This is a genomic window from Emticicia sp. C21, assembly GCF_003418935.1.
Taxonomy (GTDB): domain Bacteria; phylum Bacteroidota; class Bacteroidia; order Cytophagales; family Spirosomataceae; genus Emticicia.
This window is the reverse complement of the sequence record NZ_QVMT01000020.1, coordinates 54,897-66,934: the sequence shown is the minus strand read 5'-3', so window position 1 is coordinate 66,934 and position 12,038 is coordinate 54,897. Positions and strand designations below refer to the sequence as shown.

The 12,038-nt window shown below is 38.5% G+C and carries 10 protein-coding genes; 7 read left to right on the top strand and 3 right to left on the bottom strand.

Annotation, left to right across the window (positions count from 1 at the left end):
• Positions 1–290: 290 nt before the first annotated feature.
• A complete protein-coding gene (locus D0T08_RS26290) occupies positions 291–1,826 on the bottom strand; it encodes a lytic transglycosylase domain-containing protein (RefSeq protein ID WP_116985739.1) in 1,536 nt (511 codons plus the stop codon).
• A gap of 275 nt (positions 1,827–2,101) precedes the next feature.
• Positions 2,102–3,523: an Asp-tRNA(Asn)/Glu-tRNA(Gln) amidotransferase subunit GatA gene (gene gatA, locus D0T08_RS26285; protein ID WP_116985738.1), complete on the bottom strand. Its 1,422-nt coding sequence runs from the start codon at positions 3,521–3,523 to the stop codon at positions 2,102–2,104.
• 550 nt (positions 3,524–4,073) lie between these two features.
• Between gatA and D0T08_RS26280 the strand changes: the two genes are divergently transcribed.
• The 6 genes from D0T08_RS26280 (at position 4,074) to D0T08_RS26255 (ending at position 9,774) form a co-directional block, all read left to right on the top strand.
• Positions 4,074–4,502, top strand: a complete 429-nt coding sequence (locus tag D0T08_RS26280; RefSeq protein ID WP_116985737.1) for an OsmC family protein — start codon at positions 4,074–4,076, stop codon at positions 4,500–4,502.
• A 161-nt stretch (positions 4,503–4,663) separates the two neighbouring features.
• Complete coding sequence (locus D0T08_RS26275) at positions 4,664–4,873, top strand: hypothetical protein (RefSeq protein ID WP_116985736.1); 210 nt, start codon at positions 4,664–4,666, stop codon at positions 4,871–4,873.
• A gap of 230 nt (positions 4,874–5,103) precedes the next feature.
• On the top strand, positions 5,104–5,460 hold the full coding sequence (locus D0T08_RS26270; protein ID WP_116985735.1) for a TfoX/Sxy family protein: 357 nt from the start codon (positions 5,104–5,106) through the stop codon (positions 5,458–5,460).
• Positions 5,460–5,936, top strand: coding sequence for a YdeI/OmpD-associated family protein (locus tag D0T08_RS26265; protein WP_116985734.1), 477 nt, complete (start codon positions 5,460–5,462; stop codon positions 5,934–5,936). Before D0T08_RS26270 ends, D0T08_RS26265 begins: the two co-directional genes overlap by 1 nt.
• A 601-nt stretch (positions 5,937–6,537) precedes the next feature.
• Positions 6,538–8,799 (top strand): acyl-CoA dehydrogenase, encoded by a 2,262-nt coding sequence (locus D0T08_RS26260; protein WP_116985733.1) that lies wholly within the window; start codon positions 6,538–6,540, stop codon positions 8,797–8,799.
• Positions 8,800–8,979: 180 nt separating this feature from the next.
• Complete coding sequence (locus D0T08_RS26255) at positions 8,980–9,774, top strand: thymidylate synthase (RefSeq protein WP_116985732.1); 795 nt, start codon at positions 8,980–8,982, stop codon at positions 9,772–9,774.
• A gap of 85 nt (positions 9,775–9,859) precedes the next feature.
• Here the strand turns inward: D0T08_RS26255 and D0T08_RS26250 are convergent, their stop codons facing one another.
• Positions 9,860–10,252 carry a DUF2141 domain-containing protein gene (locus D0T08_RS26250; protein ID WP_116985731.1) on the bottom strand — a complete coding sequence of 131 codons (393 nt, stop codon included), beginning with the start codon at positions 10,250–10,252 and terminating at the stop codon, positions 9,860–9,862.
• Positions 10,253–10,311: 59 nt separating this feature from the next.
• Here D0T08_RS26250 and D0T08_RS26245 point away from each other — a divergent pair, with 59 nt between their 5' ends.
• On the top strand, positions 10,312–12,021 hold the full coding sequence (locus D0T08_RS26245; RefSeq protein WP_116985730.1) for a DNA polymerase/3'-5' exonuclease PolX: 1,710 nt from the start codon (positions 10,312–10,314) through the stop codon (positions 12,019–12,021).
• The last annotated feature ends 17 nt before the right edge of the window (positions 12,022–12,038 follow it).

Genomic DNA, 12,038 nt, shown 5'->3' with positions numbered 1-12,038 from the left:
GAATGGCAATGAGGGCAGTTTACCGCCGGGCGGCCCCGTTTGATATTTACTAGACACATTTACCAAAGTTACGCCTCATTGCTTCTCTTCTCAAAACTCATCATACATTTCAGTACATTACCTTAAATCGAATCATTGGATTGGATATAGTATTAGAGGAGAGAATTAGGACACTTTGTATTATTAAAAATTAAATCAGAAGTGTTAGGATTATATTTAGGGGCATTTAAAAAGCAAAAGGAGCATCTGAATTTCAGATGCTCCTTTTAGCATTTACGAGAAAAGTGTTATTAGCTGATTTTTAGTTTCTGTCCGGCTTTCACGCTATTCGAACGTAAGCCATTCATTTTTTTGATTTTTTCGACAGAAATTCCACCATAGCGTTGTGAAATCTTCCACAAAGTATCGCCTCTTTGTACTACATGGTACTTAGGTTTGGTTCTTTCAATGTCTTTCTTGGTTTTTCTTTCAGCCTTTATCGTGCGTTCTACTTCGGCCACTTCGTCATTGTCATCATCAAGAATTACCAATCTCTGGCCTTTCATAATCTTCGATGATTTCAATTTATTCCAGACTTTAAGGTCGTAAACATCTACATCATATTTATCGGCAATTCTGTTTAGCACGTCACCTCTTTTAACAATGTATACTCTTTTCTTAACTCGGCGTACTTTTTTTATCTCATCATCAACTCTTACAGGTTTTACATTCGCCTCATTATCGTCTCCGTCATCTTCAGTAGCCGCAGGATATTTGGCGTTTCCACCAATAATAATCACACCTGACTCTGTCTGAGGATTGTTATTCGATGCCAGCATGGCAGGGGCATGATCTTTGGCTGCCGAATCCAGAATCATCTGGCGATTTGCTTCAAAGTAAGCAAAACTTTCCGCAGGTATTTTCAATTCCAGACCACGGCTCCAGGTTGGTACGTATCCTTTCAATAAATGAGGGTTCAACAATTGAATATCATCTATGCTTATACCGCTGGCACTACTGAAAGCTTCCAAATCTACATAGCCATCAATACTTATGGTCTGATATTCCCGTGGAGCCATTTTCAAAGAGTCTTCTGCTGTAATACCATATTCATCAGCATGATGCATCATGTACATAATAGCTGTGAATTGTGGTACATAAGTACGGGTATCTTTGTGAAGATAAGAGTGGAGCTGCCAGTAGTTAGTGATATTTCCGGCTCTGCGGATGGCTCTTCTTAAATTGCCCGGGCCAGTGTTATAAGAAGCTAGTACTAATTCCCAGTCTCCAAATATGCGATAGAGTTGTCTGAAATATCTACAAGCAGCATCAGTTGCTTTTTCGATATCCATTCTTTCATCAACATATTCATCCACTCTTAATCCGTGCTCACGGCCGGTTGGTTTCATAAATTGCCATAGACCAACTGCTTTGGCTCTTGAAATAGCTTTCGGATTCAGACCTGACTCAATCATTGACAAATATTTCAATTCGTCAGGCATTTCATACTTCGCAAGGTATTTCTCGAAAATCGGGAAATAAAAATCTTTCCTTTCAAGCATGCGCTTGGTAAAGCTCGGTTTTTTGTAGATAAAGTAATCTACAAAACTGTGAACAGTTGCATTGTACTCCAAAGGAATTGTCTTTTGCATTTTCTGAAAGCCTTCACGAACTCTATTCACATCAGCAGATGGAATGAAGGCTTCAACGGCAGGAAGTTGTTCAGCGAGGGTGTCTTCTGAAGAAACTGTGATAGCTTCTTGAGGGATTACAGACTGGGCGTGCGACGCATAGCCGGCACAGCCAATAAGGCTCGTTAAAACGAGAAACTTCTTGATTAATGTCATAATTTCAATCTCTTTTACTAAGGGACCTTAGCATTTGTTATGGATATAGGAAAGCAAACTTTTCCAAAAATAGTCCATAACCTCTTGTTTGTCAAGTAATTGATAAGTTTTTTTTGATATTTTCAATTTTTTCTGAAAAAATAATAAGGCATTTAGAGCTAGTTTGCAGTATTTTTTTTGTTTCAAAATGGGGACTATAACCTTTCATATTTTATGAAAATCAATCATTTTGAATCAAAATTCGACATTCTGACAAACTTTTTCCGGGCTTATTATCACTGCAAAAATTTGGCAAACGCGAGCATTTCGCTTTCCTCAAAATTTCTGCCAAGCACCTGTATTCCAATGGGTAAACCCTGGGCATTGTGGCCGTTTGGTATCGAAATACACGGATTCCCAATTACGTTTGCTTGGACTGTAAAAATATCAGCCAAGAACATTTGTAACTGATCCTCCGATTTTTCACCAATTTTAAATGGCGGTGTGGGAGTAGTAGGCGAAATCAAAAAATCGTATGACGACAAGATTTTATCTGTCGATTCTTTTATTAAACGACGAACCCGCTGTGCTTTCGTATAATAAGCATCATAATAATCTGCACTTAAGACAAAAGTGCCTAGAATGATACGTCTTCGAACCTCTGCACCAAATCCTTCCGCACGGGTTTTTTTATATAAATTCTCCAGATTTTTTATCTTATCTGCACTTGCCCGATAACCGTATTTTACGCCATCGAAACGAGACAAATTTGAACTGGCTTCGGCAGTGGTGAGTATATAATATGTAGGTAGTAGATATTTCAGCAATGGGTAGTCAACAGCGTCCACCACATGCCCTTGTTCCCTTAACCAATTTATTTTCTCAAAAGTTCGTTGCTTTACTTCTTCGTCAAGTCCTTCGCTTTCAAGTGCTTCACGCATGTAGGCAATGCGATACTGTTTTTTGGGTGTCAGATTCTGCGAATAAGCCGGCACTTCTCTGGTTGAAACCGTGGTATCATATTCATCGGCGCCTGCAATAATTTCGAGTAGGAGGGCAGCATCATCTACATCTCTTGTAATAGGCCCCACACAATCAAATGAAGAAGCATAAGCAATTAATCCCCATCTTGAAACTCTGGAATAAGTGGGCTTTACTCCAATAACCCCACAAAAAGCAGCAGGTTGGCGTACTGAGCCACCTGTATCTGAGCCCAAAGAAGCCAGACACATATCTGCTTGAACTGCGACTGCCGATGCACCTGACGACCCACCCGGTACTCGGGAGGTATCTGCATAATTACGTACTACCCCAAAAGCAGAGTTTTCGTTGGATGAACCCATCGCAAATTCATCACAATTCTGGCGGCCGATGATAATTACATCTTCGTCAATTACTCTTTGTACGGCCGTTGCTGTAAATTGCGACTGAAATTTATCAAGGATTTTGCTGGCAGCTTGAAGACCATGATTTTGATGTGCCAGTACATCTTTTATCCCAATCACCATTCCGGCTAGGCGGCCGGCTGTGTTATTTTTAATTTTATTGTCAACCTCTTGAGCTTGCTTCAAAGCCTCGTTAGCATATACTTCTAAAAAAACATTAAGATTTTTATTTTCATCAATCCGTTGCAGATAGTATTTAACTAATTCAACGCAAGAAGTCTCTTGCTTACTGATAGCCTCCTGAATTTCTCTTAATGAATTGTATTTCGCCATTTTATCGGGTTTTTTCGCTTTATCTTTAGAAAAACTGTTTTATTTGCTGTCGAATCGGATTCTGAAACGATGGTTGTATAAATAAATAGTTTAGCCAAAAGCTGTTTGGACTTGCAATTTCTTAAAAAAGTTTCAATAATTAAAGCGGAGAAGCAAACGGAGTATGGGGAGGGACGGGAAAATAGATATAAATGAATTCCTAGTTCATTTAACTCCCGAAACTTTAACATCAGAAATATATGTTGTATTAATAGAACTATAATTCTTAGCGTAACAACTAAAATTGTAACCTTAAAACATCATTTCATATTTGAGGACGATTAAAAACCGGGCAGAGATTGAGTTATATAGCAAATATATTTTGTTTTTTTAATGTACGAGTTTAAATGATTCCCGGACAGGCTGTCCTGCTTTTTTGGTTACTTTATTTCAGCTAAAAAAAGTAACAACTAGGGTATAAGGGTCAGGAAGATATCGAATGCCATAGACACATTTCTTATTAAAAAATCTTATAAGAAACCACTTAATAAGCACTACAAAAAATAAAAATATGAAAGTTGAATTAGTCAGAGTAGATGATGCGTTTCATTTTGAAGCCAAAGGAACATCAGGCGTAGGCGTAAATATAGATGCTAATGTTGACATTGGCGGACAAAACCTTGGTGCAAGACCCATGGAATTGTTATTAATGGGCTTAGGTGGATGTACAGCCATTGATGTGATATTAGTACTAAAAAAACAACGCCAGGTAATTGAAGATTTGAAAATCTCTGTGGAGGGCGAACGTGTACAGATAGAGGGTACAGAAATGAAACCATTCAGAAATATTAATGTGCACTTTGCTTTTAAAGGCACTATAGACCCTGAGAAAATAGAAAGAGCCATCAAGCTCTCAATGGAAAAATATTGCTCAGCAACAGCGCAATTATCAGCCTCAGCAGTAATTACGCATTCGTATTCATTAAATGAGGACGTATAGATAGGAAAAATAATACTTTAAGGTTTAAATAACGACGGATAGGGAAGATGCTTATTCAAAGAAACAGAGCTAATTGCAATATTTAGCTATAAGGGGGAGTTGGCATAGTGTTTGTGATAACAAGAATATACGTGTTTTTCAACTATAACATTATTATCACTATGAAAACCTCACTGTTTCGTCGTGTCCTGAGTATTGCATTTTTAAGTGTTTTTGTCGGAGTTTCTGCCTATGCTTTTGATTGGGGTAAAATCAAAAAGAAAAAAGATAAGCAAGAAACGAAGTGTTGCAACAAGGCTATGGAAAAAGAATGTGCAAAAGAAATGAAAGAAGCAGCCAAAAGAGAAGGCAAAGCCAAGCACGCTAACTAAAGTTGTTTTAACCTAAAGTACCTAGTAGTATAATATTTTTCTGTTTTTGATTATTAGAAAATGGTCCCCGAATTGTTCGGGGACTTTTTTTTGTATTTATCTCCCGCTATATTCCACCAAGTAGACACGGCGTTGTCGTTGTCTCCACCTATTATTAAATATCATATTCGCTAATTCATCATTCACTATTAATTACCTATCTTTATCATCATAATCTTAATAGCAAAGCAATGCCCTACAATGAAACTCTCCTGCAAAGAATAAGAGAAATCCTGATGGATAAACAAGCGGTATTTTCAGAAAAGAAAATGTTCAGTGGTGTATGCATCATGGTTGATGACAAAATGTGCTGCGGAACTCATATTGATAAGAAAACAGGAGAAGATGTATTGCTTTGCCGATTAAGTGAACAGGATTATGAAGCTGCATTGGAAGATGTCAGTTGTACACCCATGAATTTTACAGGTAAACCTATGAAAGGGTATATTTATGTGCTTGAAATTGGTTTGAAGAACCAAAAAAATCTGGCGAATTGGATACAGAAATGTCTGGATTATAATCCTTTAGCCAAAAAATCGAAGAAATAATGGAAACGCCACTGATTAATGATGAATTCTTACTCCAAAAATTTGAGGGCAAAGGTGGCTGGACTTTTGCCGAGATACCGCAAATACCACAGGATAAAAACTCGCCTTTCGGTTGGGTGAGAGTAAGAGGCACTATTGATGATTTTGAAATCAGAAGTTATAATCTTATGCCTATGCGCAACGGGAAATTATTTCTGGCAGTGAGACTCGAAATCAGGAAGAAAATAAAGAAACAGGCGGGAGATAAAGTGCGCGTAATATTGTTTTCAGACGATTTGCCCATTGATATTCCTGAAGAGTTAGTAGAATGCCTGCAAAATGAATCAGGGCTTTATGAGAAATTTGAGACTTATTCGGAAGGAGAGAAAAAAGGCTTTATCAATTGGATTTACTCAGCCAAGACTGATGAAACCAGGGCCGACAGAATCGTAAAAACCTTAGAAAAAATAGAAAAGGGACAGAAGTTTTATATGTGAGGTAATTTAAGAATTTTGTTTTTCTCAAAAAACGTATTGATTACGCTGCTATCATTTTAAGACAAAATAATTTTCATATAACAAACAGTCTGATTATATCAAAAATCTTCCTGAACACTTTGCAAACACAGTACTAAGTCGGAAATTTAGGGAATACCCAGTCGGGAACGCCCAGTCTTGGATAACAATCGTAATTAGCCGTCTGTAGAACAACTATTGATATGAGAGAAAAGAAGCCAAAGTCAATTAAAGTGACATCGAAAAAAGGTTGCCAATATTTTGGGAACCTTTATGAATCAGGATAGTGATGGTTTCCAAGTCTCTATCACTAAATTGGAGGCGGAAAAGGTTACCAATATGGTGGGAACCTTTTTGAATTAGAATAACAGCGAAGCGATAGTTTCCAGGTATCAACCAATAAATGGAGTTAGAAAAGGTTACCAATAAAGTGGGAGTCATTTTAACCGAGAAAAGCAATGGTTCCTCAATTATTAAAGTAACCACTAAGGAGGTACACTCAATATTTATTCACTAATTCGCCATTCGCCATTCACAATTAAATCCCTACCTTTACCCTCATCATAAAACACAACCGAACCAAATGGAGAACACAAAACTAAAAGCCTTTCTTCCGCTTTTTTATATCGTATGGTCTGATGACCTTTTAACCCAGAAAGAGTTAAGCACCTTAAAACAATTTATTGATGATCAGAGTTGGTTGAGCCAAAGTGAGCAAAAGCAATTGATGGCAGAGGTTGACATTACTTCTCCTCCGTCAAGACAACAATTGGCTCAATGGAAAGCTGAGATAGAAGAGGGGTTAAAGGCTTTGCCCGATGCCAAAGATATATTCGATATTTCGGTATGGTTAGCCAAAAACGATAAAACCATTATCGACCTTGAGTCTGTTTTTACCAACCTTGAATTTAATCTGGGACTAGCGGGTGAGGAGGCAATCAGTCAGTTTAAGACCTTCGAGAACACTTTTACCTCTGTTCATCAGACAGCCAGCAGTTTTGATACCCAAAAATTAACCCAACTGCTTGATGGAGAGTATGCTGGTATTATAAAAAGAGTGAAAGACGTAATTAGTCGACCTGAATTTGCCTATGAAACTTCAACCGATATACATGTGTATCGTGAGAAAGTCTTACAATGGTGCAAAATATTAGCTGATGAGAACTTAGGAAATATGGCTTATCCCAAGAAATATGGTGGTGGTGAAAACATTGCCGATTACTTTGCCATTATGGAAACCCTCAGCTATCATGACCTTAGTTTGGTAATTAAATTTGGTGTGCAGTTTGGGTTGTGGGGTATGAGTGTGATGTTTTTAGGAACAGAAAAACATTATAAAAAATACCTGAAATCTATTGGTTCATTAGAGCTGCCCGGCTGCTTTGCCATGACCGAAACTAACCATGGCTCTAATGTAAAAGGTATTGAAACTACGGCTACCTATAATCATGAGAGGCAGACATTTACCATCCATACACCACACGCCAAAGCGCAGAAAGAATATATAGGCAATGCTGCTATACATGGTCAAATGGCAACTGTTTTCGCGCAATTAATCATTGACGGAAAGAACTATGGTGTCAATGCCTTTGTGGTGCCATTGCGAGATAAAAAAGGGAAAACGCTAAAAGGGATTACAATAGGTGACTGCGGTCTTAAGATGGGTTTGAATGGGGTTGATAATGGTACCATCATTTTCGATAACGTAGTAATTCCGAAAGAAGATATGCTCGATCGATTTGCTTCGGTAAATGATAAAGGAGAATTTGAAAGCCCGATACCAAGCGATAACCGACGCTTTTTTACGATGTTAGGTACTTTGGTAGGCGGGAGGATTGGTATCCCTCGTTCGGCACTCTCTGCTTCAAAATCAGGTCTGGCAATTGCTATTAAATATGGTGATCAACGTCGACAATTCGGCCCTGAAGGAGGTTCAGAAGTGCCCATTCTTAACTACCGTATGCATCAACGCCGATTAATGCCATTATTAGCTAAAACCTATGCCATGCATTTTGGCTTGCAATATCTCACTGAGCGTTTCTTAAACAGAACCGAGGAAGAAATGCAGGAGATAGAGGCCCTGGCTGCCGGAATGAAGTCTTATGTAACCTGGAGTGCAAGAGATATTCTGCAAGAATGCCGTGAGTCTTGCGGTGGGAAAGGGTATCTATCCGAAAACCGCATTGATGCCCTTAAAAATGATACTGAAATCTATACCACTTTTGAGGGCGATAATACGGTATTGATGCAATTAGTAGCTAAAAGTCGTTTATCTGAATTCAGGAAGTCGTTTGAAAATATGGATAAGATAGGTATGCTGAACTATGTATATGAGCAAACCAAAACTATCATTATGCAGAAGAACCCGATGGCTACCCGCAAAACTGATGAAGCACATTTAATGGATGATACTTTTCATAAAAATGCGTTTGAATACCGTGAAAAAGTAATTCTGGCATCAGCTGCCAAACGTTTGAAAAAATTGATTGATAGCGGATTGGACTCATATGATGCTTTCAATGTGGCACAACATCAGATGTTGGATGTATCACAGGCTTATCTTGACCGTATAATGCTCGAGCAGTTTCAACTTATAGTTAGTCGAGTAGAAGATGAAGGCGCGAAAAGTATTTTAACCAAGTTGAAACAATTATTTGCCCTGTCGCAGATTGAAAAGAACAAAGGCTGGTATCTGGAAGAGGGCTATATGGAAGCCCCTAAAACCAAGGCCATCAGAAAACTGGTCAATCAGTTATGCTGGGAAATAAGAACTGATGCTGTGCCATTAGTAGAGGCATTTGATATCCCCGATTCATGCCTGTCAGCGCCTATTGCGTTTTTGTAGCGCTTAATTATTTAATTTACCACGGAGGTGCACGGAGGGCGGCACAGAGTTTCACGGAGGGAAAGAAACCCTGTGAAACTCTGTATTTCCAACTCAGTGCAACTCCGTGGTAAAAAATGACTTCTACTAATATTAGATTTATTACCTTTGCAAAATAATTCCAAATAGGCATAATCATCCATGAAACAATACCAGGACTTACTACGTCATATATTAGAAAACGGAACAAAAAAAACAGACCGAACAGGTACAGGGACCATCAGTGTTTTTGGTTATCAGATGCGATTTAATCTACAAGAAGGCTTTCCGTTAGTTACAACCAAAAAGGTACATACCAAATCCATCATTCATGAATTGTTGTGGTTTATCAAAGGTGAAACCAATACGGCATATCTAAAAGAAAACGGGGTATCTATCTGGGACGAATGGGCAGATGCCGAGGGTAATCTTGGGCCTGTTTATGGTAAACAATGGCGCAGTTGGGAAACAACAGATGGTCGTAGCATAGACCAGTTGAAGGAAGTATTAAAACAGTTAAAAAACTCTCCTGATTCCCGTCGGATTATTGTTTCAGCCTGGAACGTAGGCGAGCTTTCGCAAATGGCTTTGATGCCTTGTCATGCACTATTTCAGTTTTATGTAGCCGATAATAAATTGTCTTGTCAGTTATACCAACGTAGTGCAGACGTATTTTTGGGAGTGCCTTTCAATATCGCTTCGTATGCTTTATTTACTATGATGATTGCTCAGGAATGTGGTTTAGAACCTTATGAATTTATCTGGACAGGTGGTGATACACATATTTATTCAAATCACCTGGAGCAGGTAGAGCTGCAATTATCAAGACAACCGCGTAAACTACCTAAAATGTGGATAAACCCGGAGGTAAAAAGCATTTTTGATTTCAAATTTGAAGATTTTAAATTAGAAGAATATGATCCGTATCCGGCCATTAAGGCTCCGGTCGCGGTGTAAATTTAACCACTACTTAAGTCCCTTTCCCCACAGTTGGGAAAGGGATTTAGGACGACCCGTGAAGGAATAGGAGTTATATTTTATCTCACTTCAGTAAAATCTCTAAGGTCTTATCTTCTTTCAACCAGAATAAACTTTCCTTAAAATCAGGAGGCCCCATAATAGCTTTTACATTATTTGACATTCCCCATCCTTCTTTTGGAATTCCAAACATACCTGTATCTAGTTTCTTATTATCATTTTCGTCGTGAAATACTCTTACTGAATACTGCCCTGTATTTAAATCCTTAAGCTCAACCGATACTTGTTTATTGGCAACGGGTTGAACTAACCTTTTAACTGGCTTTTTTTGAGTATCTAGTACCTCTAACATCAAGGTGCCTTTATTGCTTTCAAACCCCTTGATATTGATTTTCAGCGTTGGATTCTGCGCCGTTGCAGTAATAGAAATTAGCATACAAAACAATATCTTTCTCATAATTTATTGCTTACTTTGAATCTGAATAATATTGACCTCATTCCAATTGATTTAAACCTATGGTTACTAATTCCTATATCGTAGAAACACTTGAAATTACCGCAAAGTTAATGGAATTGCACGATGCTGACGAACTCCGGGTAAGAGTTTATACAAATGCAATCTATTATATGGACAAATATACCGGAGATTTGGCCACTTTGGATTTCGGACAACTTACGCAGATTCAAGGAGTAGGGAAGACGATGGCAGGTAAAATCATAGAGATTGTCAGCACAGGAACATTGAAAGAGTTGCAGGAATTGCTGGCTAACACGCCAGAGGGAGTGATTGATATGTTTAAAATAAAGGGCATTGGTGTAAAAAAGATAAAAGTTCTCTGGAAAGAATTAGGGATTGATAATATCAACGACCTGCAAATAGCGTGTGAAAATGGTAGTCTTGCGAAAGTAAAAGGATTTGGAGGAAAAACGCAGGAGTCAATTCTTCAATCTATTGCATTTGTGAATAGTCAGGCAGGTAAGTTACGTATGGATAAAGCACAGGCGCTGGCTGAGGTGATTAAAGAAGAATTACAAAAATCTTTTGCTAAGGTTGAAATATCAGGTGAGGTAAGACGCAAAAACGAAATAGTTGAATCGTTGTTATTTTTGGTTAGCAATGCAGATGGACATACCGGAGGTTTCTTTGCCAATTTACCTGAGAGTTTTGTTGAAGACCCAAAAATCTCTTCTCCTTTTACCTGGAGAGGACGTTACCTTGACAACAAAATAGATTTGGAAATCAAATGGGTAGCTAACAATCAGTTCGTACATAAGCAATTCATTTATTCGGCAGATGCTAACCATCTGAAGCGCAAGAATGAAAAAGGACAGACTCTACTAAAACTAAGTAAGACTGACGGCCTTAATGGTGAAGAAGAGATTTATGAAAAGTATGGTATTCCATATATTATTCCTGAAATGCGTGTAGGGGATTTCGAGTTCGATTGGGTTCAGAGTCACAAAAACGAGGACTTAGTAACCTGGGAAAGTCTGAAAGGCATCGTGCATAACCACTCGACTTATTCTGATGGGCGCCATTCTTTAGAACAAATGGCAAGTTATTGTCAGGAACTAGGTTTTGAGTATCTGGGTATTGCTGATCACTCCCAATCGGCACAATATGCTTCCGGGTTATTGATTACTAAAGTGCAGCAACAACATGCCGAAATTGAGCAATTGAATAAGAAACTGAATGCAGCAGGTGGCAAGCCATTCAAAATTTTAAAAGGCATAGAATCTGATATTCTGGGTGATGGTTCATTAGACTATCCGGATGAAATCTTAGCCAGTTTTGATTATATCGTGGCATCGGTTCACTCAAATCTGAATATGACAGAGCCTCGGGCTAATGAGCGACTTGTGAGAGCCATAGAAAACCCATATACCACTATCCTGGGACATCCGACGGGACGCTTACTTTTATCAAGGCAGGGTTACCCGATCGATTATAAATTAATCATTGATGCCTGTGCTGATAATGGGGTAATCATAGAAATTAATGCCAGCCCTTACCGATTAGATTTAGATTGGCGCTGGATTCAGTATGCTTTAGAAAAAGGTGTGATGCTCAGCATCAACCCCGATGCCCACGAAATGGAAGGCTATCACGATATGCACTATGGCGTGGCTGTAGCACGTAAAGGTGGATTAACTGCTGATATGACTTTCAATGCCCTAAGCCTTGAGGAAATGGAGGCGTTTCTGGCAAAGAGGAAAGGGAGATAAATTACAATATGGGTTTA

What these genes read in the sequence shown, in the direction of transcription:
- D0T08_RS26290 (WP_116985739.1), bottom strand. Translation starts at nt 1,826, where the DNA reads ATGACATTAATCAAGAAGTTTCTCGTTTTAACGAGCCTTATTGGCTGT.
- gatA (WP_116985738.1), bottom strand. Translation starts at nt 3,523, where the DNA reads ATGGCGAAATACAATTCATTAAGAGAAATTCAGGAGGCTATCAGTAAG.
- D0T08_RS26280 (WP_116985737.1), top strand. Translation starts at nt 4,074, where the DNA reads ATGAAAGTTGAATTAGTCAGAGTAGATGATGCGTTTCATTTTGAAGCC.
- D0T08_RS26275 (WP_116985736.1), top strand. Translation starts at nt 4,664, where the DNA reads ATGAAAACCTCACTGTTTCGTCGTGTCCTGAGTATTGCATTTTTAAGT.
- D0T08_RS26270 (WP_116985735.1), top strand. Translation starts at nt 5,104, where the DNA reads ATGCCCTACAATGAAACTCTCCTGCAAAGAATAAGAGAAATCCTGATG.
- D0T08_RS26265 (WP_116985734.1), top strand. Translation starts at nt 5,460, where the DNA reads ATGGAAACGCCACTGATTAATGATGAATTCTTACTCCAAAAATTTGAG.
- D0T08_RS26260 (WP_116985733.1), top strand. Translation starts at nt 6,538, where the DNA reads ATGGAGAACACAAAACTAAAAGCCTTTCTTCCGCTTTTTTATATCGTA.
- D0T08_RS26255 (WP_116985732.1), top strand. Translation starts at nt 8,980, where the DNA reads ATGAAACAATACCAGGACTTACTACGTCATATATTAGAAAACGGAACA.
- D0T08_RS26250 (WP_116985731.1), bottom strand. Translation starts at nt 10,252, where the DNA reads ATGAGAAAGATATTGTTTTGTATGCTAATTTCTATTACTGCAACGGCG.
- D0T08_RS26245 (WP_116985730.1), top strand. Translation starts at nt 10,312, where the DNA reads ATGGTTACTAATTCCTATATCGTAGAAACACTTGAAATTACCGCAAAG.